The sequence below is a fragment of the Massilia putida genome (assembly GCF_001941825.1).
Taxonomy (GTDB): Bacteria; Pseudomonadota; Gammaproteobacteria; order Burkholderiales; family Burkholderiaceae_D; genus Telluria; species Telluria putida.
In genome coordinates, this window is sequence record NZ_CP019038.1 from 1,907,707 (window position 1) to 1,932,868 (window position 25,162).

21 protein-coding genes and 1 riboswitch are annotated in these 25,162 nt (G+C 67.7%); of the genes, 12 read left to right on the forward strand and 9 right to left on the reverse strand.

Features of this window, described 5'->3' with window-relative positions:
- The first annotated feature begins 76 nt into the window (after window positions 1-76).
- A complete protein-coding gene (locus tag BVG12_RS10750) occupies window positions 77-409 on the forward strand; it encodes a DUF4124 domain-containing protein (RefSeq protein WP_075792375.1) in 333 nt (110 codons plus the stop codon).
- Window positions 410-436: 27 nt separating this feature from the next.
- Here the strand turns inward: BVG12_RS10750 and BVG12_RS10755 are convergent, their stop codons facing one another.
- The 4 genes from BVG12_RS10755 to BVG12_RS10770 all read right to left on the reverse strand — a co-directional run bounded on the left by BVG12_RS10755 (window position 437) and on the right by BVG12_RS10770 (window position 6,185).
- Entirely contained in the window at window positions 437-3,397 is a 2,961-nt protein-coding gene (locus BVG12_RS10755; protein WP_083684899.1) for a putative bifunctional diguanylate cyclase/phosphodiesterase, read from the reverse strand.
- 100 nt (window positions 3,398-3,497) lie between these two features.
- On the reverse strand, window positions 3,498-4,268 hold the full coding sequence (locus BVG12_RS10760; RefSeq protein ID WP_075792376.1) for a hypothetical protein: 771 nt from the start codon (window positions 4,266-4,268) through the stop codon (window positions 3,498-3,500).
- A gap of 134 nt (window positions 4,269-4,402) precedes the next feature.
- Entirely contained in the window at window positions 4,403-5,260 is an 858-nt protein-coding gene (locus tag BVG12_RS10765; RefSeq protein ID WP_370662835.1) for a PhzF family phenazine biosynthesis protein, read from the reverse strand.
- A 28-nt stretch (window positions 5,261-5,288) separates the two neighbouring features.
- Window positions 5,289-6,185: a LysR family transcriptional regulator gene (locus BVG12_RS10770; protein WP_075792377.1), complete on the reverse strand. Its 897-nt coding sequence runs from the start codon at window positions 6,183-6,185 to the stop codon at window positions 5,289-5,291.
- A 258-nt stretch (window positions 6,186-6,443) separates the two neighbouring features.
- Here BVG12_RS10770 and BVG12_RS10775 point away from each other — a divergent pair, with 258 nt between their 5' ends.
- Together BVG12_RS10775 and dkgB are read left to right on the forward strand one after the other, a co-directional pair.
- Window positions 6,444-7,658, forward strand: a complete 1,215-nt coding sequence (locus tag BVG12_RS10775; RefSeq protein ID WP_075792378.1) for an MFS transporter — start codon at window positions 6,444-6,446, stop codon at window positions 7,656-7,658.
- 17 nt (window positions 7,659-7,675) lie between these two features.
- Window positions 7,676-8,482, forward strand: a complete 807-nt coding sequence (gene dkgB / locus BVG12_RS10780) for a 2,5-didehydrogluconate reductase DkgB (protein ID WP_075792379.1) — start codon at window positions 7,676-7,678, stop codon at window positions 8,480-8,482.
- Between the two features lie 47 nt (window positions 8,483-8,529).
- On the opposite strand, the gene BVG12_RS10785 is transcribed toward dkgB, so the two are convergent.
- The gene (locus BVG12_RS10785; RefSeq protein WP_075792380.1) at window positions 8,530-9,237 is read right to left on the reverse strand and encodes a glutathione S-transferase; all 708 of its coding nucleotides are present in this window, start codon (window positions 9,235-9,237) and stop codon (window positions 8,530-8,532) included.
- Between the two features lie 29 nt (window positions 9,238-9,266).
- Window positions 9,267-9,509: a hypothetical protein gene (locus tag BVG12_RS33995; RefSeq protein ID WP_156895608.1), complete on the reverse strand. Its 243-nt coding sequence runs from the start codon at window positions 9,507-9,509 to the stop codon at window positions 9,267-9,269.
- On the opposite strand from BVG12_RS33995, the gene BVG12_RS10790 reads away from it, so the two are divergent.
- The 3 genes from BVG12_RS10790 (at window position 9,508) to BVG12_RS10800 (ending at window position 14,128) form a co-directional block, all read left to right on the forward strand.
- Window positions 9,508-10,464 carry a DUF535 family protein gene (locus BVG12_RS10790; RefSeq protein WP_075792381.1) on the forward strand — a complete coding sequence of 319 codons (957 nt, stop codon included), beginning with the start codon at window positions 9,508-9,510 and terminating at the stop codon, window positions 10,462-10,464. The genes BVG12_RS33995 and BVG12_RS10790 overlap by 2 nt on opposite strands.
- Before the next feature lie 90 nt (window positions 10,465-10,554).
- Window positions 10,555-11,712, forward strand: a complete 1,158-nt coding sequence (locus BVG12_RS10795; RefSeq protein WP_075792382.1) for an iron-containing alcohol dehydrogenase — start codon at window positions 10,555-10,557, stop codon at window positions 11,710-11,712.
- Window positions 11,713-11,814: 102 nt separating this feature from the next.
- Window positions 11,815-11,914, forward strand: a riboswitch (TPP riboswitch).
- Window positions 11,915-11,995: 81 nt separating this feature from the next.
- Window positions 11,996-14,128 carry a TonB-dependent siderophore receptor gene (locus tag BVG12_RS10800; RefSeq protein ID WP_075792383.1) on the forward strand — a complete coding sequence of 711 codons (2,133 nt, stop codon included), beginning with the start codon at window positions 11,996-11,998 and terminating at the stop codon, window positions 14,126-14,128.
- Window positions 14,129-14,213: 85 nt separating this feature from the next.
- On the opposite strand, the gene BVG12_RS10805 is transcribed toward BVG12_RS10800, so the two are convergent.
- Together BVG12_RS10805 and pnuC are read right to left on the reverse strand one after the other, a co-directional pair.
- Window positions 14,214-14,768, reverse strand: a complete 555-nt coding sequence (locus BVG12_RS10805) for an AAA family ATPase (protein WP_075792384.1) — start codon at window positions 14,766-14,768, stop codon at window positions 14,214-14,216.
- Window positions 14,768-15,397, reverse strand: coding sequence for a nicotinamide riboside transporter PnuC (gene pnuC / locus BVG12_RS10810; RefSeq protein WP_075792385.1), 630 nt, complete (start codon window positions 15,395-15,397; stop codon window positions 14,768-14,770). Before pnuC ends, BVG12_RS10805 begins: the two co-directional genes overlap by 1 nt.
- Window positions 15,398-15,595: 198 nt before the next feature.
- Here pnuC and BVG12_RS10815 point away from each other — a divergent pair, with 198 nt between their 5' ends.
- Genes BVG12_RS10815 through BVG12_RS10840 form a run of 6 tightly spaced genes read left to right on the forward strand, consistent with a single transcriptional unit; the run spans window position 15,596 to window position 22,741 of the window.
- Window positions 15,596-16,843, forward strand: coding sequence for an efflux RND transporter periplasmic adaptor subunit (locus BVG12_RS10815; RefSeq protein WP_075792386.1), 1,248 nt, complete (start codon window positions 15,596-15,598; stop codon window positions 16,841-16,843).
- Window positions 16,844-16,859: 16 nt separating this feature from the next.
- Window positions 16,860-17,543: an ABC transporter ATP-binding protein gene (locus BVG12_RS10820; RefSeq protein ID WP_075792387.1), complete on the forward strand. Its 684-nt coding sequence runs from the start codon at window positions 16,860-16,862 to the stop codon at window positions 17,541-17,543.
- Window positions 17,533-18,774, forward strand: a complete 1,242-nt coding sequence (locus BVG12_RS10825; RefSeq protein WP_075792388.1) for an ABC transporter permease — start codon at window positions 17,533-17,535, stop codon at window positions 18,772-18,774. The genes BVG12_RS10820 and BVG12_RS10825 overlap by 11 nt, the downstream gene beginning before the upstream one ends.
- Window positions 18,774-19,970 carry an ABC transporter permease gene (locus tag BVG12_RS10830; protein WP_075792389.1) on the forward strand — a complete coding sequence of 399 codons (1,197 nt, stop codon included), beginning with the start codon at window positions 18,774-18,776 and terminating at the stop codon, window positions 19,968-19,970. The genes BVG12_RS10825 and BVG12_RS10830 overlap by 1 nt, the downstream gene beginning before the upstream one ends.
- 9 nt (window positions 19,971-19,979) lie before the next feature.
- Entirely contained in the window at window positions 19,980-21,374 is a 1,395-nt protein-coding gene (locus BVG12_RS10835; RefSeq protein ID WP_075792390.1) for a sigma-54-dependent transcriptional regulator, read from the forward strand.
- Entirely contained in the window at window positions 21,371-22,741 is a 1,371-nt protein-coding gene (locus tag BVG12_RS10840; protein ID WP_075792391.1) for a sensor histidine kinase, read from the forward strand. Before BVG12_RS10835 ends, BVG12_RS10840 begins: the two co-directional genes overlap by 4 nt.
- A gap of 118 nt (window positions 22,742-22,859) precedes the next feature.
- Here BVG12_RS10840 and BVG12_RS10845 read toward each other — a convergent pair whose 3' ends face one another.
- The gene (locus BVG12_RS10845; protein WP_075792392.1) at window positions 22,860-24,998 is read right to left on the reverse strand and encodes a S46 family peptidase; all 2,139 of its coding nucleotides are present in this window, start codon (window positions 24,996-24,998) and stop codon (window positions 22,860-22,862) included.
- Between the last annotated feature and the right edge of the window lie 164 nt (window positions 24,999-25,162).

Here is a 25,162-nt window from a genome sequence, read left to right on the forward strand (position 1 = left end):
TGCGGACAGGGTGAGGCACCGAACAGATCGAACCGGCCGCGACGGGCACCATTCGAGCCTAGCACAGGAGAACATCATGAAGCGCCCAGTTAGACTGCTGAGCATTATTGCCGCCGCGGTTCTGGCGGCGCCGGCAATGGCCGGCGAGATCGTCAAATGTGTGGACAGCAACGGTCACGTCACCTTGACGGACCAGCCTTGCGCGTCCGGTTCCGCCGCCGTGCCGGTGGCGCGCGACACGCCGCCCCAGCGCCACGTGCTGCCCGCGGCGGAGCTGCCCCGCGTGGCGTGGAAGAAGCCGAACCTCGCGGCGCCCGCGAAGCTGGCGCGCGACATCGCCACCTTGAAGGAAGCGCGGCGCATGCTGATGCTGCAGGATGCGCGGCCACGCCTGGCCGGGTTGAATTAGGTAGGGTGGACGGGTTTCCCGTTCGCCCTACAGCAGGTGATCGTCGAACGACGCGAACCCGAGCAGCTCCGGCTCGTTGGCCGACCCGCCCAGCGTGCGCACGAGCTTCAGCACGTCCTCGCCCTGGATGAAGCTCGCCGATGAACTCGCGGCCAGCAGTTTTTCCGGCGGCTGCGAGCGCGCCACGGCATAGCCCTGCACGTAATCGACGCCGATCTCGGCCAGCGTACGGATCGTGGCCGCATCCTCGGCCCACTCGGCGATCGTGCGCATGCCCAGGTTGGCGGCCAGGTTGACGATCGCTTCCACGATCGCGACGTTGGCCGGGTGGGCGTTGATGTTGACGATGAAGTTGCCGTCGATCTTGAGCACGTCCGCCGGCAATTCCTTCAGGTACGAGAACGACGTATAGCCCGCGCCGAAGTCGTCCAGCGCCACCTTCACGCCGAAGTTGCGCACCTGGTCGATGAAGCGGCGCGTGTTGTCCAGGTCGTGCAGCGCCACGCTTTCCGTGATCTCGATGCACAGGCGGCTCGCCACGTGCGTGTAGCGCGACAGGATGTCGAGCGTGTCCTGCACGAAGCGCTCGTCGTTGAGCGACGCGCCGGACAGATTCATGCACACGAAGCGCGTGTTGACGAGGGACTCGAGGTGGTTCTCGATCCACGACAGCGTGGTCGACAGCACCCAGCGGTCGATCACGCCCGCGCGTCCGCTCTTCTCGGCGGCGGCGATCAGCGGGCCGGCCGGGGACACGCGGCCATCCGCCTCGCGCATGCGCAGCAGCACTTCGAAGTTCAGCGATTCATACGGCGCGGAGAGCGACATGATCGGCTGCATCTCGAGGAACATGCCCTCGGTGGCGTCCGGGCCGGACAGGCGCGCGACGAGATTCAGCTCGTTGGCGCGCTCCTGGAACGCGTTCGAGCCGCGCTCGTACACGACGAGACCGTCCATGTGGCCGCCCTTCGCTTCGCGGCAGGCGCGGTCCGCGGTCGACACGGCATCCTTCATCGGCATGCCCGGCGACACCTCGATCAGGCCGACGGACCCGCGCACGTGGAACGCCTTGTCGCCCACGCGGTACGGCGTGCCGCCGATGCGGTCGACGATGCCGCGGCAGATCAGCGACGCCAGCGGGATCGCGGTCTCGGGCATGACGATCACGAATTCGTCGCCGCCCACGCGCCCGATCTTCTGGCCGCCGGCCAGGGTCAGTTCCATGCGCTCGCACACCTGCTTCAGGACTTCGTCGCCGGCCGCGTGGCCGAACAGGTCGTTGATCAGCTTGAAGCGGTCGAGGTCGATGTAGGCCAGCGCCAGCGGCTTGCCCGCGTTGAGTAACTGCGCGGCGCCGTCGAAGACTTTTTCGATGCCGCGCCGGTTGTAGACCTTCGTCAGCGGGTCGTTGTTGGCCATGAAGCGCAGCTGCTCCGTGGCCCGGTATTGTTCGGTGACGTCCTGCAGCACGGCCTCCACGCGGCCGCGCGCGAGCGTGGCGCTGACCATGAAGCGCTGGGCGCCGTCGCGGCTGACGATCTGCATCTCGGCCTCGCTGCGCACGTGCACCTGTTCCAGCAATTCCGTCCACAGGCTGTCGGCGAAGAACTGCTTCCACGCCGTGCGGCCGGGGACGATCTCGGTCATGCCCAGCATCTTGCGCATGGCCGGGTTGGCGCTCACGATGTTGCCGTACATGTCGAGCGTGAACAGGCCGACGGGCATCGCCTCGTACGCATGCTCCAGCTTTTCCTGGGCCTCCCTGCGCTTCTGCGTTTCCATGCGCATCTGCTCGGCCACGGCCAGCGCGGCCAGCAGGCTCGATGCGAGGGCCGCCGTGACGCTGTTGATCACGTTCAGCACCTGGTGCATGCCGAGCGCCGCCGACACGACCTCCGCCAGCGACGCGACATAGGTCAGCGCGAACGAGGCCGCGAACCAGCCGGCCACGCGGTTGCGCGAGCGCAGGATGATCGTCAGCAGGCCCAGGGTCATCAGCGAGAAGCCGAAGGCCATGATCACCCACAGCATCGGCAGGAACCTCCCGTACGGCAGGGTCACCGCGCCGACGAGCAGCGGGATGCACGCCCATTGCGTGATGCGCAGCGGGATCGCCCAGCGCGTCTTGACGAGCTCTTCGCGGAACAAGGCCTGGTACAGCGTCAGCGTGGACACGCCGTACAGCGCGATCGTCAGCGAGCGGCCCAGCAACATCCATTGCGGCGGCACGGTCATGCCGAGCCATTGGGTGTCCCAGCCGGCGGACAGCCCGGCGATGCGCAGATTCAGGATCAGCCAGCCGGAGAACAGCACGTACAGCGGCTGGCGGTTGATGAGCGCCGTGATCAGGACGAACAGCGACAGCACGATCATGCCGCCGTCGAGCAGGCCCGACTTGCGGTGGTAGCCTTCGATGGACAGGTCGAACTGCGTCTCCGGCCATTGCACGACGTTCACGCGCGCAGGGCCGGCGAAGCGGCCGCGGCACAGGATCTCGCGCGGCAGCTCGGCCGGTTGCAGGGCAAAGCCGGCCTTCGCCGCGTACAGATAGGGCGTGCCCGCCTCGCGCGTGGCCGTGCCGAGCGACTGCAAGGTGCTCGCGTCCCAGCAGGCGATATCGACCGCGTGGCGCGACGGGAATTCAATGACGTCGCCGGAGATGCTGCCGGGCGCGCGCGGGTGGGTGCTGAAACGGAACCACACCGGCGCTTCCGACAGTTGCGTGTCGAAGTACGATACCGGGATGGCGGTGCGCAGGCGGGCATTGGCCGCGGCCGGGCTCAGGGGATCCGTTTCGCGCACGACGCGGATATCGCGCGCATCGCTGCTGCCCGACACGTACTGGCTGTCCCAGCACAACAGGGCCACGATGGAAACGACGCCGATCGTGATCGGAATCAGGTAATAAGCGAACGTCCGGAACGTCAGGTCCAACGCGAACTGCGCCAGGCCCGGCAGTTTCCAGCGGCCGGATGATGTGAATTGCATGAGTATCTGCGAGGCTGGTAGCGCGGCCCCGCGGCGCGGGTGGCCGATATCGTTTCGCAAGGATACAGCTTTACAGTAATGCCGTCATGCAATTATTGAATCAGGCGACCAGTTCATACCGATCCGATGCACGCCACGCAACATTGGTCCCCTTCGCGCTCGGATGCGGCGGCCGCACCCCCGCCCGGCCGCTGACGTCGATGTCCGGATGGTGGATGTGGCAGAAGAAGTCCAGCAGCGGGTGTTTGGCAGCCGTCCAGCGCGCTTCGATCGTCGCGATGTCGAAGGCCATCACGCGGTGCGGGATATTGCCCACGTGGCGCAGCGGGACGAAACCCGCTTCCGGGAACACGTCGACGAAGGTCAGCTGTTCGTATTGACGGTCGATCGGCGCGCGGCCCGTCGCGAGGGCCCAGGCGATGTCGTTGCGCTGGCAGTACATCACGCCGGCCTTGAGCAGCGCCGTCTTGACCATGCGGCCGATGCGGCCGTTGTCCACGCCCAGGCGGCTCATCTCCGCCAGCGGCTGGTCGCGCAGCCAGTCCGGCAGCGCGACGGACTCCTCGACGTGCAGCGGCTCATGCAGATTCGTCTGCATGCGGGCCGTGCCCAGCGGGGCGCCGTCCAGCTTGGACTCGGCCAGGAAAACGATTGCGTCGTCGCCGTAGTCAGAGCTTTCCGGGGTGGCCAGCTGGCGCGCGAAGTCCGGGACGTGGCGTGCATAGGCGGCATGGCGCACGCGGACGGCCTTCCAGAGGTCGGCCTCGTTGTCCACGCGCCGGATCGTGAAAGGCAGGCGTTCCGTCAGCTTGCCCGGGACGCCGGCGGCGACGTGGGTAGGGCGAAGGACGCCGGGGAGGCGCATTTCCATGTTGACTCCTGAGTTGATGTTCAGAAACGTAAATTCCGTTTTAAACTTTATCAACGTTGCAGGGGTTAACAAATTGTCGAAAAAGCGTGTCTTTTGCCCCTATTTCAATTTTCAGTAAATCATGATCAAGGAAATTAATCGTCCGACAATCGACGCGCCGTGCCGCTGACGCGGATCGAACCGCTTTTTTCCCGGCCGATTTCCGCGTGCAGCAACGACCGCATCCCCATGTCCTCGCCCTGCACGACGTCGATGGCGCCGCCGTGCGGCCAGCCGATGTCGCGCAGATAGCCGGCCAGCGCCGCCGTCCCCGCGCCCGTGGCCGGGTCTTCGTAGACGCCCCCGCTGGCGAACGGATTGCGGGTGTGGAACTTGCGCGCGTGTTCGGCCCACACCAGCACGATCGTCGTCAGGCCGTGGCGTGCCATCAGCGCGCGGCCGGCGTCCAGGTCGTAGCGCATCGCGGCCAGCAGGTCGCGGCCGGCCAGCGCCAGCACGAGATGGTTCGCGCCCGCATGCGCGAGGCCGGGCGGAATACGCGGGTCGAGGTCCGCAGCGTGGTAACCGAACAACAACAAGGCGTCCGCGACGAGGTCGGGTTCGGCCGGCCGGCTCCAGGTGGGCGGCGACTGCAGCGCGGCCGCCACGCGCGCGCCTTCACGCCGCCCTTCGACCGTGATGGCGGCCGCGTTCAGGGTCAGCGCGAACACCCCGTCGCCCTCTCGCTGCGCCAGTGCCGCGCCGAGCGCGATCGTCGCGTGGCCGCAGAACGGCACTTCGGACGCGGGCGAAAAATAGCGCACGCGCCAACCCGCCCCCTCCTTTGCCGCGAACGCCGTTTCGGAATAGCCCACCGCGCGAGCCAGGCGCTGCATCTCGTCGACCGGGGGCAGCGCGGGGCCGATCCAGACGCCGGCCGGATTGCCGCCGGCGTCGCCGTCCGAGAACGCCGCGATGCGGAGGATGTCCTTCGTCGTGATAGCTGTCATCATGGTCCTTCACAAAGTGGATGGAAAAGCGTCAGGGCTCCAGCCTGTCTGCCAGGCGCGCGGCGAGAAAATCGACCAGCGCCTTCACGCGCGGCGCCAGCGCGCCCTGTTTGTAGAACACGGCCCACACGGGCTGGGTCCAGGGCAGCGCGGCGTCTTCCAGCAGCGGCACGAGACGGCCGGCGGCCATGTCGGCGCGCGTGAGGAAGTCCGACAGGCTGACGATGCCGGCGCCCGCAAGCGCGAGCTGGCGGACCGTGCCGCCGCTGGTGGCCGTCACGTGCGGCGCGATGCGCACGCCCTCTTCGCTGCCCGCCCGTAGCGGCCACGTGTTCAGCGACGCCGGCGCGGCGAAGCCGATCAGGCGGTGTCTCGCCAGGTCGTCGACGCGCGCGGGGCCGCCGTGGCGTTCCAGGTAGCCTGGCGCGGCCAGCACGCGGATGCGGCTCGATCCGAGGCGGCGCGCGTTCAAGGTGGAGTCGGACAGGTGGCCGATGCGGAGCGCGACGTCGGCCTTTTCCTCGATCAGGTCGACGACGGTCTCGCCGCTCGCGAGCTCCACCTGCACCTGCGGATAGGCGTCGAGGAAGTCCGGCAACAGCGGCGCGATCAGGTGGTCGAGCGCCGGCGTGGCGGCGTTCACACGCACGATGCCCGCGGGCTGCGCGCGCGCGAGGGCGGCCTGGCTCTCGGTCTCTTCCAGTTCGGCGAGGATGCGGCGCGCGCGCTCCAGCAGCCAGGCGCCTTCCCCGGTCAGGTCGAGGCGGCGCGTCGTGCGGTGAATGAGGGTCATGCCCAGCTGCTGCTCCAGGCGCGCGATGGTGCGCGACACGCCGGACGGCGTCTGCCCCAGCTGCTGCGCCGCACTGGAAAACGAGCCGGTATCGATCACGGCCACGAACGCGATCAACGCCCCTACGTCCAGCATTTTTGCTCCCAGGTCAAAAGTCTATTGTACGGCGACGGGTTTTTCTTTGCGGGCCGGACCACGACAATGTGACCTCGAACCCATACCACGTCGCCCTGCGATCAACCATGTCGCTTCCGCGATCAACCACGTCGCCCCCCGCGCAGGCGGAGGCCCAGGTACTGTCCGCATCGCCGTAACGCGAGCGACATCGGGCTCCGCCTCCGCGGGAAGTCGTTTCCGGCAGTGCCGCAGACGACGGTCTTTTAGGAGAACACCATGCCTCTCGCCCTCTGGGCGCTCACATTGAGCGCCTTCGCCATCGGCACGACGGAATTCGTGATCGTCGGCCTGATCCCCACCATCGCCGCCAGCCTGCACGTGTCGGTGCCGTCCGCCGGCCTGCTCGTCAGCCTGTACGCGCTGGGCGTCGCCATCGGCGCGCCCGTACTGACCGCCCTCACCGGCCGCGTGCCGCGCAAGACGCTGCTGCTCGGCCTCATGCTGCTGTTCACGGCCGGTAACCTGACCGCGTGGATGGCCCCCGGTTACGCCGCGCTGATGGCCGCGCGCGTGCTCACCGGCCTCGCGCACGGCGTGTTCTTCTCGATCGGTTCGACGATCGCCACGAGCCTCGTGCCCAAGGAAAAAGCGGCCAGCGCCATCGCCCTGATGTTCAGCGGCCTGACCGTGGCGCTCGTGACGGGCGTGCCGCTCGGGACGTTCATCGGCCAGCGTTTCGGCTGGCAGATGACGTTCCTGGCCGTCGCGCTGCTCGGCGTGATCGCGTTCGCCGGCATCGCCCTGCTCGTCCCGCGCGACACCGCCGGCAGCGCGCCCGCGGGCCTGCTCACGCAACTGTCCGTGCTGAAGAAACCGCGCCTGCTGCTCGTATACGCGATGACGACCCTGGGCTATGGCGGTTCGTTCATCGCGTTCACGTATCTCGCGCCGATCCTCGAACAGGTCGCGGGCTTTTCGCCGACCAGCGTCGGCCTCGTGATGCTCGTGTACGGCGTGTCGGTCGCCTTCGGCAATATCTGGGGCGGCAAGCTGGCCGACCGCAAGGGTCCCGTGCGCGCCCTGCAGATCGTGTTCGCGCTGCTGGCCGGCGTGCTGTTCGTCCTCGACGCCACGGCCGCCAACAAGATCGCCGTCCTCGTCACCGTGCTGGCCTGGGGCGCCGTCGCCTTCGGCAACGTGCCGGGCCTGCAGGTGTACGTCGTGCGCCGCGCCGAGATCGACGCACCACGCGCCGTGGACGTGGCATCTGGCCTAAACATCGCCGCGTTCAACGTCGGCATCGCCCTCGGTGCCTGGGGCGGCGGCCTGATCGTGGCGCACCTGGGCCTGATGCACACGCCGTGGATCGGCGGCCTGATCGTCATCGGCGCCCTCGCCCTCACGATGCTGGCCGGCTGGCTGGACCGGCGCGATCCGGCGCCGCAACCCGGCCACGCGACGCGCCGCGAACGCGCCGTCGCCATGCACTGAGTTTTCAAGGAGTGTTCATGCACACCACCATCCCGCAGCTGGGCCTCGGCACCTTCCGACTGCAAGGGCAACAGGCCATCGACGCCGTCGCCACCGGCCTGGCACTGGGTTACCGCCACGTCGACACCGCGCAGATCTACGGCAACGAGGCCGAGGTCGGCCAGGCGCTCGCGGCATCCGGCGTGGCACGCGGCGACGTCTTCGTCACCACCAAGATCTGGACGGAGAACCTGGCAGCAAGCCGCCTGCGCGCCAGCCTCGAAGAAAGCCTGGCCAGGCTGCGCACCGACTACGTCGACCTGACGCTGATCCACTGGCCGTCGCCGGGCGGCGCGGTCCCCGTCGCGGAATCGATGGAAGCACTGCTCGCGGCGCGCGAGGCGGGCCTGACGCGTGCCGTCGGCGTGTCGAACTTCCCCATCGCGCGGCTGGCCGACGCCATCGCCGCCGTCGGCGCGCAGAATATCGCGACGAACCAGGTCGAGCTGCACCCGTTCCTGCAGAACCGCGCATTGGACGCGTTCATGGCCGATGCGGGCATTCACCTCACCGCGTACATGCCGCTCGCCTACGGGAAGGTGCTGGACGACGCGACGATCCGCCGCATCGCAGGCGCACACCGGGCGACGCCGGCCCAGGTGGCGCTGGCGTGGGCGCTGGCGAAGGGCCATGCGGTGATCCCGTCGTCGACGCGGCGCGCGAACCTGGACAGCAATCTGGGCGCGCGCGACCTGATCCTGTCCGGCCGGGACATCGCCGCCATCGACGCGCTGGACCGGGGCGAGCGGCTCGTCAGCCCGGACTTCGCGCCAACGTGGGACTGAATGCCCGCATCGCGTAGGGTGGACGGCGAGCCGCCCACCCTGCTTCGCTATTTATCCAGCTCCGCGTAGTGGCGGAAAATCCCTTCCTCGTTGAAGGCCAGCCGCCGCTTCGATTTCAGATAGGCCGCGATGCGCGGCCGCGCGGCCACGCGGTCGTGCAGCGCCATCAACAGCGGATAGCCCGCGTCGATGCGGGCCAGCGCCTTGGGAAAGGCGTAGCGCAGGCCGGCGACGAGCTGGAACAGCGACAGGTCGGCATATGTGACCGCGTCGCCCAGCAGATAGTCTTTCGGTTCCGGCCGGGCCAGCAGGTTCTCGAACCAGTCGAAGAATTTCGGAATGCGCGTGTCGATGAAGTCGGCCGCGCGGCGCTTGGCTTCCGGGCGCTGGTCCTCGTAGTACAGCGACGTGGCGATCGGGTGGTGGGTGTCGTGCGCCTCCGCCACGATGTCGGCGATCGTCAGCTGGATCTGGTTCACCCAATATTTACCCTGCGCATCCTGCGGCGCCAGCCCGTGGCGCTCGCCCAGGAACATCAGGATGTTGGCGGTCTGGCCCACCGTCACGTCGCCCGCCTTCAGGAACGGCGGCGCGAACGACGGGTGGTCGGCGCCGTCCATCGCCGCCATCATGCGCGCCATGCCGCCCGGCTCGCGCGCCACGTCCACGTAGTGCACCCCCGCCTCTTCCAGCGCCAGCCGCACGAATTCGCCGCGGCCCTGGATGCTCGGCCAGTAAAAAAGTTCATACACCATGCCACGCTCCTCAACTTGTTCGGTCTGACTCAATTATTGAGCAGCTTTTCGATGTTCGGCGCGGCAATCGTGCTAGTCTTGCGTCTGGCATGTGCCTGACAAAAGATCAACAAAGAGAGACATGAAGACAACAATAAAAAGAGTGGGGATGCGTTTTCGATGGTGCCGATCTTGATCTGCTGAACGATTTTTTCCCGTTGAGTAATCCCGCCCGCCAGAACGGTGGGGGGACGAGATGAACCACCGATAACGAATCGCCCGGAGCGCACCATGATTTTCGCTCACCTGACCAAACACTGGATGGCCCGTCGTCGCCAGTACAGCCTGTCGTCGTGGATCCTGTGCATCGCGCGCAGCCTGCGCGTGCTGGCGTATTACCGCGACCACCGCGCGCTGTGCCGGCTCGGCGTCTACCGCAACCACGTCGCCGGCTCGGCCAACGACGACCTGTTCCACCACCTCAGCCACCGCGACTACCTCATCAAGGGCCTCAGTCCGCGCCAGCGCGTGCGGGCCGTGCTGAGCCACTACCGTTTCGAGGAAACGACGTTCAACGACGTCTACCTGGACGCCGTCTACGGCCAGCGCTGCCTCCCGCTGTGGCAGCACGAGGCCGAGGGCAGCACCTTCATGATCCAGCTGGAAATGGCGTCGCGCAGCAATGCCGAAGGCGACCTCACCGTCGCGCTCATCGCGGACGGCAAATGCCTGCACCGCCTGTCCTTCAGCTGGCTCGAAGGCGCGATGGTGGGCGTCGACATGCCCATCGTTCCCTTCATCGCGCGCAACCAGGGCCGCTGGATCGATTCCGGCGCCGCGTTCGAAGCGTTCGAGCGCATCTTCCCGAACAACTCGCCCAGCTTCTTCTGCTTCGCGGCCATTCAGGGCATCGCGCTGGCGCTCGGCATGGACAAGGTCGTGGCGATCCGTAGCGAAGCGCACGTCGCCTACGACCCCGACCCGGAAAAACATTTCGCCAACGCGTACGACGGCTTCTGGAGGATCCTCGGCGGCGAGGAAATGCCGGGCCGCGACGGCTATCTGATCGCGCTGCCGTTCTACGTGAAGCCGCTGTCCGAAATGCCGTCCAAGCACCGCAAGCGCGCGGCCCTGCGGCGCGAGCACTGGCGCCTGATCGGCGAATCGTCGCGGTCCGTCGTGCAGCGCCACCTGCTGCACGCGCGGGCGCACGTGGCGCATCCGGCGGCGATTCCCGAGCCGGCCTGAACGTCATCCGGCCGACATCGGCCGGCCGACTGCCACGACGGCTGTCCGTCTGCGCGATAATGATCCTCTGAACAAAACCGGAGGATCATCTTGCACAACTTCGACTTCCACAATCCCACCCGCATCCTGTTCGGCGACGGCCAGATCGAGCGCATCGGGACACTGGTTCCGCCGGAGGCCCGTGTCCTCGTGCTGTATGGCGGCGGCAGCATCCGCGCCAACGACACGTACGACGCGGTGATGGCCGCGCTGGCCGGCCGCACCGTGTTCGAGTTCGGCGGCATCGAACCGAATCCCACTTGCGAAACCCTGTCGGAGGCCATCGCGCTCGTGCGCCGCGAACGCGTGGACTTCCTGCTGGCCGTGGGCGGCGGCTCCGTGATCGACGGCACCAAGTTCGTGGCGGCCGGCGCCCTGCTCGACGCCGATCCGTGGACCATCCTCGAGCAGCACGCGGCCAACGTGCATGCCGCGCTGCCCATCGGCGTCGTGCTGACCCTGCCGGCGACCGGTTCCGAGATGAACGCGGGCGCGGTCATCACGCGCAAGCGCACGCAGGAGAAATTCGCGTTCATTTCGCCCGCCGTGTTTCCGCAGTTCGCCGTGCTCGACCCGACGCGCACCTACACGCTGCCCGCGCGCCAGGTCGGCAACGGCGTCGTCGACGCGTTCGTGCACGTGATCGAGCAATATATGACCGTGCCCGCCCAGGCCAAGGTGCAGGACCGCTTTGCCGAAGGCCTGCTGCTGACGCTCGTCGAGGACGGCCCGCGCGCACTGGCCACGCCGCAAGCGTATGACGTGCGCGCCAACCTGATGTGGACGGCCACGCTGGCCCTGAACGGCCTGATCGGCACCGGCGTGCCGCAAGACTGGTCCACGCACATCATCGGCCACGAGCTGACCGCGTTGTATGGGCTCGACCACGCGCAGACGCTGGCGGTCGTGCTGCCGGCGATGCTGCGCGTGCGCCGCGCCGCCAAGCGGGACAAGCTGCTGCAATACGCGGCGCGCGTATGGGACATCCATGCCGGCGACGAGGACGCGCGCATCGACGCGGCCATCGACCGCACGGAAGACTTCTTCCGCACCATGGGCGTCGGCACGAAACTGTCCGACTACGACCTGGGCCGCGACGCGATCCCGGCCGTGATCGCCGCACTGGAGGCGCACGGCATGACCGCCATGGGCGAGACCGGCGACGTCACGCTGGACGTGGCGCGCGACGTGCTCGAAGGCGCGCTCTAGCCACACCCGTTCCGCGCGTCGGCCGGCGGCGCGCGGAACCATCGGCTTTACAACATGTCTATTAGCAGACGCACCATAAAAAGGCGCGCTGTGCTACACTCGCGCCTTCGCTAGGGGTCCTGGGAGTTCGCTTCCCGGGTGAGAGATACCCTCCGTACCTGATCTGGATAATGCCAGCGAAGGAAAGCGCAACGCAGCTCCCATCCTTGTTTGCCCTTCCCCCGTTGGCTCCGGCTTTTAGAAGAAAGCAGCGTGCCCATCGCGGCGCGAAAACGAGCAAACCATGAACCGTCAATTGAAGTACACCGCAGCCGCGTATGCCATCGCGCAAGCCTTCGTCGCGAACGCGCACGCACAGGACACCACCCGCCCCGTCGCCGAAGTCATCGTGACGGGCAACCGCTTCATCGCCGTCGACCGCGCCAGCGTCGGCGGCTTCGGCGAGGCGTCGCTGTTCGACACCCCGGCCTCCATCACCGCCATCGGCCGCACGCAGATGCAGGACCTGTCGATCCGCTCGACGACCGAGGCGATGCGCTTCGACGCGTCCGTCGCCGACGCCTACAACGCCGTCGGCTATGCCGAACAATTCTCGATCCGCGGCTTCGCCCTGGACAACAACTACAGCTACCGCAAGGACGGCTTCGCGATCCCGGGCGACACCCAGATCCCGCTGGAGAACAAGGAACGCATCGAAGTGCTGAAAGGCCTCGCGGGCCTGACGGCCGGCATCGCCACGCCGGGCGGCATCGTCAACTACGTGACCAAGCGCCCGACGAACACGCCGCTGCGCTCCGCCACCGTGGAGGTGAGCGAACGCGGGACCTTGTACGGCACCGTGGATCTCGGCGGCCGTTTCGACGACCGCCGCTTCGGCTACCGCATCAACGCGTCCAGCGCCGACATCCACCCGTACGTGCGCGGCGCCAACGGCGACCGCCAGTTCGTGTCGGCCGCGTTCGACTGGCAGATCACGCCCGATGCGCTGCTCCAGCTGGACATGGATTACCAGCGCAAGGCCCAGATCACGGCGCCCGGCTTCCAGCTGATCCGCAACGAGGTGCTGCCGACGGGCGTGTCGCCCAAGATGCTGCTGAACGACCAGCCGTGGACGCGCCCCGTCAAGACGAAGGACAGCAACCTGGGCCTGCGCTTCGAATACAAGCTCGCCCCTAGCTGGCTCGCGACCGTGGCCGCCAACAAGCACTGGTTCAAGCGCGACGACTTCACCGCCTTCCCCTACGGTTGCAGCAACGAGGGCGCGGGCTATTATCCGGGCTACTGTTCCAACGGCGACTACGACGTCTACGACTACCAGAGCACGGGCGAGCGCAAGTCGCCGTGGGGCGTGCAGGCGCAGGTGCAAGGCAAGTTCGCGACCGGCATGATCCGCCATGCCCTCACGGTCGGCACCTCGTACTCCGAGCGGCACGACAGCTTCGGCGATTACGTCTACGACTACGTCGGCTACAGCAATCTGTGGCACCCGCTCGTGACGCCGCACGTGGCGGCCACCCGCGTGACGGGCCCCGTGTTCGAGCGCCGCAGCGACGAGGAACGCGCCCTGTTCGCCCAGGACATCGTGAGCCTGACCGACCGGCTGACCGTGCACGCGGGCCTGCGCCACGTCCAGGTCAAGCGCAGCGAATTCGTCGACGAGGCCACCGGCTACGTGCACAGCGACGACTCGTTCCTGCTGCCGAGCGCCGCCCTCGTGTTCAGCCCCGCGCGCGACTGGAACGTGTACGCCGCCGTCAGCCACGGCCTGCAGCACGGCGGCATCGCGCCGATGCAGACGACGAACGAGAACCAGGTGCTGGCGCCGCAGCGTTCGCACCAGGTCGAGATCGGCGCCAAGGCCGCGCTGGACAATGGCATCAACCTGTCGGCCGCGCTGTTCCAGATCCGCCAGGGCCTGGAGTACACGGACGCGCACAACACGTTCGTGCGCAACGGTAAAGAAACCCACCGCGGCCTGGAATTGACGGCGCAGGGCAAGGTCACGCCGGCGCTGGACTGGAGCCTGTCGTTGATGGCCCTGAACACGCGCCAGGAAGGGACTAGCCAGGCAAGCATCGACGGCAAGCGCGTGACGGACGTCCCCGCGTTCAAATCGACGGCGTGGGTGCAGTATGCCGTGGCCGCGGTCCCGGGCCTGAAGCTGGACGGCACGTGGCAGTACTCGGGCAAGAAAGCGTTCGACGTCGCAAACACGGTGTTCGTGCCGGATTACCACGTGTTCGGCGTGGGCGCGTCGTACGGCGTGAAATGGGGCGCGACGAACGTCACGCTGCGCGCGCGGGCCGAGAACCTGTTCGACAAGTTCTACTGGCGCGACGTGACGCCGGAGCTGGGCGGCTACCTGCTGCCGGGGGCGCCGCGGACGTTCAGGGCATCGGCGCAGTTCGATTTCTAACGTAGCCTGCAAACCGTCGTTTCCGGCATTGCCGGAAACGGCTTCCCGCGCAGGCGGAAACCCATACCGAGGCGACTGCGGATATTTAGTATGGGTTCCCGCTTTCGCGGGAACGACCGGTGGGCGGGCCAATCAGTTCTTCCACCTGCCGCAAGCGCGCCTCGAGTTCCCCCGTCAACAACGTGAACGGAATCCCGCGTGCATCGAGCACGTCCAGCAGCTGCGCATGCACCCGCTGCCGCACCTCTTCCGACTCGCGCTGCAGCCCGTCCGGCACCCACGGCAGATCGGGCGCCGCGACGAGCGTCCAGGCATAGTCGTGCGCCGCTTCCAAAGCAAGCAGGTCGGCCGGCACGCGCCCCCAGTAGACGCGGCTGTACACGGCCGTCATCAACGGCGTCGTGTCGACGAACAGGAAGTCCCGCACGCGCGCGTCGTCCGCCAGCACCTGCTCGCGTGCGCGCTGGGTGCGCGCGATGCCGACCTGGTCGTCCTCGCGCGGCACGCGCGCGTTGACCTCCACGAATTCGCGCAGGTATTCCGCCACCCACAGCGTGCCGTAGCGCGCCGCCAGCGCCTGCGCCAAGGTCGACTTGCCCGTCGATTCCGCGCCCAGCAGGGCGATCCGCTTCGGCGTCATCACACGCCCCCGGCCACCGGCACGCCGGCGGGCGGCGCCGCATCGGCACGCGCGGCCGCCGTCCACGCGCGCAGGCCCAGCACGGCCAGCACGACGAACACGGCGTACAGGATCGCCGTCAGGTGCAGGCCCTTGTAGACGTACAGCCCCACGTACAGCACGTCGACGACGATCCACGTGTGCCAGTTCTCGATCTTCTTTTTCGCCGTGAGCAGCTGGCCCAGCAGGCTGCCGGCCGTGAGGAAGCCGTCCATATGCGGCACGTCCGTGTCCGTGAAGGCTTTCAGGAACGCCGACAGCGCGACAAAACCGATGGCCCAGCCGGCCAGCGACGCGATCCAGCCCGGGCGCGTCAGGCGCGTCACGGGCAGCGGCCTGCCCTCGGCGCCGCGCAGCCACTGCCACCAGCCCCAGATCGAGGCGGCGATGAACACGCCCTGCAAGCCGGCGTCGCCGTACAGGCGGGCGCCTGCGAACACGACGCCGTACGTGGCCGACGAGACGATGGCGAAGAACCAGCCCCAGTGATTGCGCAGGATCGTGAGCACGACCGTCGCGACCGACAGGACAAAGCCGAGCAGTTCGAGCGGCGTGGTGGTGAAGCCAAGCAGGACCAGGGTATCGTTCATGGAAGAAGAGATGCGGGCGAGTCGGCGATTATGGAAGGAGCCGGACGTTTATGCAACCCGGCGGACGAGTGTCCGTTTCCGGACACCGTTGCCCGCCGCCGGGCAGTGCGAAGAGCCCACACGCCCTCCTCCTCCAGGGAAACCATGCTGGCACGCGCCTTGCAACACAGGCAGCATCGCAACGCATCGCCGCCAATCATGGACCAGGCCCTCAGTCTCGACATCATCCGCCGCCGCACCCGCCTGCGCGTCGCCGGCACGCTTTTGCTGCTCGGCGGCCTGTGCGCCGGCGCGTGGGGCTTGAACCGCATGCTGCGCCCCGGCGTCTCGGTCGAGGACGTCGTCATCGCGCAGGTCCGGCGCGGCAACGTCGACAACACGGTGGGCGCATCCGGCATCGTCATCCCCGTGCGCGAGGAAGTGGTGGCGAGTCCGGGCGCGAGCCGCGTCGCGAAGGTTCACGCCAAGCCCGGCCAGCCAGTACGGGCGGGCGACCTGCTGCTGGAACTGGACGACCGCGAGATCCGCCTCGCGCTGGAAGCGTTGAAGGAACAACTGGCGCAGCAGGACAACCGCATCGCGACCCTGACGCAGGAACTGCAGCAGAAGCGCACGCAGATCTCAAGCAGCATCGAACTGCTGGAAATCGACCTGCAGGCCGCGCGCGCCACCTTGGAACGCAGCGAGAAGCTGCGCTCGAGCGGTCTCGTATCGGGCGAGAACCTGCTGACGGCGGAACTGAACGTCAAGCGCACGGAGATCCAGCTGCGCCAGCAGCGCGCCCTGCTCGAGGACACGCGCCGCACTACGGCCAGCAACATCGCCGCCGCCGACCTGCAGAAAGCGATCCTGCAAAAGCAGATCGCGCAGCAGGATCAACTGCTGGACCGCACCCGCGTGCGCGCCCCGTTCGGCGGCATGCTGACCTGGCTCGTCGAGGAAGAAGGCGCCAGCGTGGCGGCGGGCCAGCTCGTGGCGCGCGTCTCCGAATCGGACAACTACCGCGTCGAGGCGACCTTATCGGACTTCCACGCGCGCCAGCTCGCGCCAGGGCAGGCCGTGCGCGTGGAACAGAACGGCGAGATCCTGGCCGGCACCGTCCACACGATCCTGCCCGAAATCCAGAACGGCACGATCAAGCTGCTCGTCGACCTGGCCCAGCCCCGCAACGCGCACCTGCGCAACAAGATGCGCGTCGACGTCAACGTCGTCACCGAACGCCGCGCGCACGTGCTCGTGGTCGACAACGGCGCCGCGTTCAACGGACGCGGGCCGCAGCCGGCGTTCGTCGTCGACGGCGATGTGGCGCGCAAGCGGACGGTCACGCTGGGCGCGAGCGACGGCAAGGTGGTCGAAGTCGTCGCGGGCGCGCGCGAGGGCGAGCGGGTGCTCGTCTCGGACATCCGCGCATTCAAGGACCTGGACACCATCCGCATTTCGAATTAAACACAGCGAGGACCTCATGATCAGACTGAACAAAGTCAGCAAGACCTACCGCACGGACAAGGTCGAGACGCTGGCACTGAAGGACATCGATCTCTCCATCGAGCGCGGCGAATTCGTCGCCATGATGGGCCCCAGCGGCTGCGGCAAGAGTACGCTGCTGAACATCATCGGCCTGCTCGACCGGCCCGGCCAGGGCAGCGTGGACATCGACGGCGCCGCCATCGCGTCGTACCGCGACAAGGAAGTGGCGCAGCTGCGCAACCGCATGTTCGGCTTCGTGTTCCAGAGCTTCCACCTGATCCCCGACCTGCGCGTGATCGACAACGTGGAACTGCCCCTGCTCTACCGCAGCGTGTCCGGCGGCGAGCGGCGCCGGCTCGCGCGCGCGGCTTTGGAGCGCGTGGGCCTCGGCGCGCGCATGGACCACTATCCGAACCAGCTGTCCGGCGGCCAGCAGCAGCGCGTGGCGATCGCGCGCGCCATCGTCGGCCAGCCGCATGTCCTGCTGGCCGACGAGCCGACGGGGAACCTGGACAGCAAGATGGGCGCCGAGATCATGGACCTCCTGCTGAAGCTGAACGCCGAAGGCACGACGATCGTGATGGTCACGCACGACGAGATCGACGCCCGCCGCGTCGGCCGCATCGTGCGCGTGTTCGACGGCCAGCTGGTGCAACCGGAGCGCCTCCATGCTGCGTAACTACCTGCTGACCGCGTACAAGGTCTTCATGCGCCGCAAGCTGTTCACGGCGATCAACCTGGCGTGCATCGTGCTGACGCTCGTCGTGCTGATGGTGATCACCGCGCTGCTGCAGACCACGTTCTGGCCGAGCGGCGTGGAAGGCAGGAGCGACCGCTTCCTGCAGGTGTACGGCATCCGCAGCGAGAGCCCGGACGGCAAGAACACGCTCACCACCCTCCTGGGCTACAAGACCATCGACAAATACCTGAAACCGATGACGGGCGTCGAGCGCGTCTCCGCGTTCACGGTTCCGGGCACGGTGTCCGTCTACCAGGGCGACCGCGTCAGCCAGCTCGACATGCGCCGCGTCGACGCCGACTACTGGAAGATCCTCGACTTCCACGTGCTGGCCGGCCGCCTGCCGAACGAGGACGACGACCGGCTCGGGCACCTCGTCGCCGTCGTCAACGCATCGACAGGGCGCCGCCTGTTTCCGGGCGCCGCCGCGGTGGGGCAACGCATCAGCGTGGGCGGGCAGACGTTCGAGATCATCGGCGTCGTCGCGGACGTCATCCACATCAATGCCTACGCCGACATGTGGACACCGCTGACGACGTTTCCGTCGACCGATTACCAGAAGGACCTCACCGGGCCCTTCGCCGCCTTGCTGATGGCGCGTTCGCCGGATGATCTGCCGCGCATCCAGCGCGACGTCGCGCGCATTGCGACGACCTTCGTCAGCGCCGACCCGCGCACCTACCCGACCACGCGGTTCTGGGCCGACAGCAAACTGGATGTGTTCGCGCGCATGCTACTGGGCCGGCAAAGCGTGGCCGACTCCGGTGCTGCGCGGCTGCTGACGATGATCGGTGCCGGCATGCTGCTGTTCATGCTGCTGCCCGCGCTGAACCTCGTCAACCTGAACATGGGACGCATCCTCGAACGCAGCGCCGAGATCGGGGTGCGCAAGGCGTTCGGCGCCACCAGCCTGCAGCTGGCGGGCCAGCTGGTCGTCGAGAACGTGCTGCTGTGCCTCGCGGGCGGCCTGCTCGGCCTCGCGTGCGCACGGCTCGTGCTGTGGTGGCTCGAAGCGTCGCAATTGATTCCCTATCTGGAGGTCGACATCAACCTGCCGGTGTTCGGCTGCGGCATGCTGCTCGCCCTCGTCTTCGGCCTCCTGTCCGGCGCGCTGCCCGCGTGGAAGATGTCGCGCCTCGATCCCGTCCACGCCCTGAAAGGAGCCGCGTGATGCTGCGCCACCTGTTGCGACTCACCTGGAAGCGCAAGTCCAGGAATCTGATGCTGAGCCTCGAGATCCTGCTGGCCTTCGCCATCGTGTTCGGCATCGCCGCGGTCGGCCTGCGCTTCTGGCAGTTGTATCGCGAACCGATCGGCTTCGACGGCATCGACACATGGTCGGTCGCCATGCAGTTCTCCGACATGCCGGCCGATGCGATCTCCCCCGACACCTACGACCTGCTGCGCCGCAGCCTGCTCGAGCTGCCGGAAGTGCGGGCCGTCGGCTTTGCCACCCACGCGCCGTACACCTTGTCCACGTGGACCACCAGCTTCAGGTCGCCGCAAACCGGCGCGAAGGTGGACACGGACACCATCGAGGTGAGCGACGACGTCGCCGCCGCGCTGGGCGTGCACCTGACGGCCGGGCGCTGGTTCGACGCCACCGACGAAGGCCAGCCGGATCTTCCGGCGGTGCTGAACCGGCGCATGGCGGCCGCGCTGTTTCCCGGCCGGCAGGCGCTGGGCCAGCGCTTCACGAGCGCGGAGAATGGCCCGCCCCGCACGTACCGGGTCGTGGGCCTCGTCGACGCGTTCCGCAACAAGGGGCCTTTCATGACGCCGACGAACTTCGTCATCGCCCGCTTCGCGCCGCACACGAGCCAGTCGCGCGCACGCACGATCCTGGTCAAGGTCGCGCCGGGCACGCCGCGCGCGTTCGAGGAAAAGCTGAACCGGCGCCTCAAGGCGGTCCGCAACGACTGGTCGTACGAGATCGCGCCCCTGGCCGCGATGCGCGCCACGCTGCTGAAGGAGCAACTGGTGCCGCTGGCCGTCGTCGCCGTCATCGCCGCGTTCATGCTGCTGATGGTCGCCTTCGGCCTGTTCGGCGTGCTGTGGCAGAACACGACGCGCCGGATTCCCGAGATCGGCCTGCGCCGCGCGCTCGGCGCCAGCGCCGGCAGCATCTACCGGCAGATCGTGTTCGAACAGTTGCTGCTGTGCTCATTGGCCATCGCCGCCGCGCTGGTCCTGCTCGTGCAGCTGCCGCTGACCGGCGCGCTGGGCGAGACGCTGAACTGGCCCGTGTTCGCCGGCGCCGCCCTGCTGTCGATGGCCGTTATCTATCTGCTATCCTTGGCGTGCTCGCTCTACCCGGGCTGGCGCGCGAGCCGCCTCGATCCCGCGGCGGCGCTGCATTACGAATAAAAGGCATCCATGGAACTACAACGGAGACGGCGCGTACTGGTCGTCGACGACGACCACGCCGTCCAGGTCTCGCTGGCTTTGCTGCTCAAGCAGGCCGGCTTCGACGCGGTCTGCGCGGACGGGCCGCGCGAGGCGCTGGCGCAGCTGGCATCGAACGCGTTCGATCTCGTCCTACAGGACATGAATTTCTCGCTGCAGACGAGCGGCGAGGAAGGCCTGGCCCTGCTCGCGCAGATCAAGGCCGCGCATCCGGGGCTGCCCGTCCTCCTGATGACGGCCTGGGGCTCGATCGCGCTGGCCGTGCGCGGCGTGAAGGCCGGCGCCGCCAACTTTTTTACCAAACCCTGGGACAACGCCCAGCTGGTCGACCTGATCGAAGCGACGCTGGACCTGGGCACGTCCGCGGCGCCGGCCTGCCGCACGCGCGCCGCGCTCGACGCGAAGTACGACTTCACGGACATCGTCGGCGAGCATCCGAAGCTGCTCAAGGTGCTGGAGACGATCGCGCAGGTCGCGCCCACGCGCGCGCCCGTGCTGGTCCTCGGCGAGAGCGGCACGGGCAAGGAACTGATCGCGGACGCCATCCACCGCAACAGCCCGCGCCGGCTTGCTCCCATCGTCAAGATCAATATGGGCGCCGTCACGACGTCGCTGTTCGAGAGCGAGATGTTCGGCCACGTGCGCGGCGCGTTCACGGACGCGCGCGACAACCGCAAGGGCCATATCGCCAGCGCCGAGGGGGGCACGCTGTTCCTCGACGAGATCGGAGAACTGAACCGCGGCGACCAGGTCAAGCTGCTGCGCGTGCTGCAAGACCAGCGCTACCAGCCCGTCGGCGCGAGCCGCGCCGAACAGGCGGACGTGCGCGTCATCTCCGCCACCAACCGCGAACTGGCGGAACTGGTGGCGGCCGGCGACTTCCGCGAAGACCTGTTCTACCGCCTGAACCTGATCACGATCCGCCTGCCGCCGCTGCGCGAGCGGCGCAGCGACATTCCGCTGCTCGCGCGCCACATCGTGGCAACCGTGGCCGACAGCTACAATATCAAGACCGTCGGCCTGGCGCCGCAGGCGCTGGACTGGCTCGCCGCGCAACCGTGGCCCGGCAACATCCGCCAGCTGAAACAGACGCTGGAGCGCACGCTGCTCCTGGCCGGCAAGGACGTCCTCACGCAGGCCGATTTCCTGGCCACGAGCGCCGTCGACGAGAACGTGCCGGGCACGCGGCTCGGCGTCGACGGCATGACGCTGGACCAGGTCGAGCGCCTGATGATCGACCAGGCGCTGCGCCAGCATGCCGGCAACATCTCGCGCGTGGCGAAGGCGCTCGGCCTGTCGCGCACCGCGCTGTACCGCCGGCTGGAACGCCACGGCCTCGGCGACGGCGCCCAGCACGCGGAATGATGCGCATCAAGCTCGGCACCTACGTCCTGGCGCTGCACGTGCCGCTGTTCGGCTGCGCCGCCCTGCTGCTGCCGGGGCGTCCGCTGTGGTTCGTCGGCGCGGAAGCCCTGCTGCTGGCCAGCCTCGCGCTGGGCTGGCTGCTGGTGCGCCAGGCTTTGGCACCGCTGGGTTATACCCGCCGGTTCCACGACCTGCTCCAGGACCAGCAATACGCCAGCCGCCTGGCGGCGCCGGCATCGCCGGAACTCGAGGACCTGGTCGGCACGTTCAACACGATGCTCGGCGCGCTGCACCGCGAGCGCCTGGCCATCGGCGAGCAACAGGGATTTCTCGACCGCCTGCTGGAAGCGACGCCCGCCGCCGTCCTCGTATTCGACTTCGACGGCGCGATCAGCCTCGTCAACGCGGGCGCGGGAGAACTCCTCGGCCTGGACGGGCCGCAAGGCCGGCGCCTGAGTGCGTGGACCGAAGGCGGCGGCGGTTTCATGGCGAGTCTCGACGCGCGCGGCCGCGCCCGCAGCCGCCAGCTGATCGCCGCACTGGATACCCTGCCGCTGGGCGAATCGCGCCTGCTGACGGACCTCGACGGCCGCCGCTACCGCGCCCAGCGCGGCCAGTTCTACGACCGCGGCTTCGCGCGCCACTTCCTGATGGTCGAGGAGCTGACGGCCGAACTGGAGGATTCCGAGCGCGCCACGTACGAACGCCTGATCCGCGTGCTCGCGCACGAAGTGAACAACACGGTGGCCGCAACCGGCTCCGTGCTCGATTCGCTGCTGTACTACCGCGGCCAGCTCGACGAACGGGACGCGGGCGACTTCGCGACGGCCATCGTCGCCGTCCAGCGCCGCAACGCGAGCCTGGGCGAATTCATCGACCGCTTCACCAAAGTCGTCAAGATGCCGCCGCCGGAACCGCGCCCGACCGACCTGAAGGCCATCGTCGACGACATCCTGTGGCTGAACCGGGAACAGTGCAACAGCCGCGGCATCGCGCTGGGCTGGCACCGCTGCGATCCGGTCGCGCCGCTGGCGCTGGATGCGCAACTGATCGAGCAGGCGCTGCTCAACATCGTCAAGAATGCGATCGAGGCGATCGACGAGGCCGGCGCAGCGGGCGGCTTCGTGCGGCTGGAACTCGCGGACGAAGGCCAGCGCGTGCGGCTGTCCGTGATCGATTCGGGCGACCTGCTGGCGACCGGGCCGGCGCGGCCGTTGTTCACGCCGTTCTTCACGACGCGCAAAGGCGGCCAGGGGATCGGCCTGATGTTCGTGCGCGAGGTATTGCAGCGGCACGGGTGCACGTATTCACTGGCGCCGGGGGCGCCTGGCGAGACGCGGTTCGATATCCGGTTCCCGGCCGCGTGAGGCAGGCGTTCGCGCGGGCACAGGGTGCCCACCCTACGGTCGAACCGTATCGTAGGGTGGGCGGCCTCCGCCCACCATGCAAACCGTTAGTGGGCACAGCGTGCCCACCAGCCCACCGTCAGCTCTTCGGGTATTTGATGGTCATCTCGTGCAGCAGATTGTCCGCATGGTCGACCTCCTTCATCACCCACAGCAGGTAGCGGATGTCGACGTGGATCGCGCGCGTGATCACCGGATCGAAGTACCAGTCCTTCGTGATCGACTCGTAGGTCGAGTCGAAGTTGAGGCCGACGAGCTCCCCGCGCCGGTTCATCACCGCCGATCCCGAATTGCCGCCCGTCGTATCGGCGCTCGACAGGAAGTTCACGGGCACCGTGCCCAGCGCCGGGTCCTTGAACGCGCCGTAGCGCTTGTCGCGGATCGCCTGCAGCAGCCCGGCCGGCGCGTCGAACGGCGCCTTGCCCGTCTGCTTTTCGAGGATGCCTTCCACGGTGGTGAACGGTCCCTTGACGATGCCGTCACGCGGGCTGTACGGGGCCACGGTGCCGTACGTGACGCGCAGCGTGCCGTTGGCGTCCGGGTAGACCGGCTTGCCCTGCGATTTCTTCCACGCGATGACGGCATCCATGTACAGCGGGACGATGCGTTCCAGGTTGCCCTCGACTTCCTTGCGGCGCTCTTCCAGCGCCATGCCGACGTCGTGCATGTGCACGGCCAGCTGGATGAACGGGTCGTTCGATTTGCGGAACGCCTCCGCATCCTTGCCGATCCACGCGAGGCGCTTGGCCGTGTCGCCCAGTTCCGTGCCCTTGTACAGCGGCGCCAGCGCGTTCTGCGCCGGCACCACCGCATCGAGGCCGTGCGGGCGGGCTTTCGGGTCGAGTTTGGCGTAGCGGACCAGCGCGGCCTGCCAGCGGGCCTGGTCGACGCTGGCCACGAACGATTGCTCGAGGCGCGTCAGGCGCGCCTTGATGAACGAAACGTCGCGGTCCTGGTAGCCCGCTTCGCGCTGGGCATCGGGCTTCTGGTGTTCCAGCGCGAGGCGGAACAAAGTGCGGGCGCTTTTCAACAGGTCGCTGTGGGTCGCTTCCATCCACGCCGTCTCCTGCTGCGTCGTCGCCATGTCGGCGGCGATGGCGGCGTCCAGGTCAGCCAGCAGGTTTTTCGGCCCCGTCCCATGCTGCTTGTACCAGGCGCGGAACTCGGCATCCTGGGCGTCCTTGATGCCGGCGATGTCCTTGCGTGCGAAGCCGTCCAGCAGGCCGCGCGTCTTCTTCAACACATTGTTCAGGCTCTTGGCCACGCTGGCATAGCGCACCGTGTAGTCCGGATTGCCCATCGTGGCGGCCGCGATCACCGACAGGTCGGCCGTGATCGACGCGACCTTCGCCGGGTAGTCGACATCGCGCGCGAAGCGGATCTCGGCCGGCAGCTTGTAGCGGCTCGTGCGGCCCGGGTAGCCGGCCAGCAGGATCGGGTCGCCGGCCTTGAGGCCCTCGGCGGAGACGACGAGGAAGCTCTTCGATTTGTACGGCACGTTGTCCGGCGACGGATCGGCCGGGCGGCCGTCGCGGCCGACGTAGGCGCGCAGGAAGGAAAAGTCGCCGGCGTGGCGCGGGAATTCGTAGTTGTCGATGTCGCCGCCGAAGTCGCCCACGCTGTTGGCCGGCGCGTACACGAGCCGCACGTCGCGGATCAGGAGCTGCTTGATGCGGTAGTACGAACCGCCGCGGTTGAACGCGGGGACCGAGCAGCGGAACGCCTTGTCGCTCTCGCATTCGGCGATCAGGGCCTTGATGCGCGCCTCGACCTGCTCGTGGCGCTCGCGGCCGGACAGGCCGGGCGCCAGGCCTTTCAGCACGCGGTCCGTCACGTTCTCCACCTTCTCCGTCACATAGACGACCGTGTTCGGACCGCCCGGCAGTTCCTCCGCGCGCGTCCTGGCCAGGAAGCCGTTGGCGATGTAATTGTGTTCCGGGGTCGAATTGCGCTGGATCGCGCCGTAGCCGCAGTGGTGGTTCGTGACGACGAGACCGTCCGGCGACACGAACGACGCGGAGCAACCGGGCGTCGCGACGATGGCGCTCATCGGATGTTTCGACAGGTCGGCGAGGCGCTCGGCCGGGATCGTGATGCCGATGCGTTTGAGCTCGGACTTCAGCTGCGGCAGCTGGTGCGGCTGCCACTGGCCCTCGTCGGCGAGCGCACAGGCGCTGGCCCCCAGCAGGGCGACGGGAAGGACGACGGATTTGAACAAGACAAACCTCGGATGCAAAAAAACAAACACGAGTATATCGCCAGTGCCTCTTGTTCCGGAAACGAAATTGTCATGATTCGTCGCATCGTAGTATGTACAGACCGCATATCAGCGTCGCGCGGGCGCCACATCCCGCAAAAACGGCAATCCAGCGTATTTACATT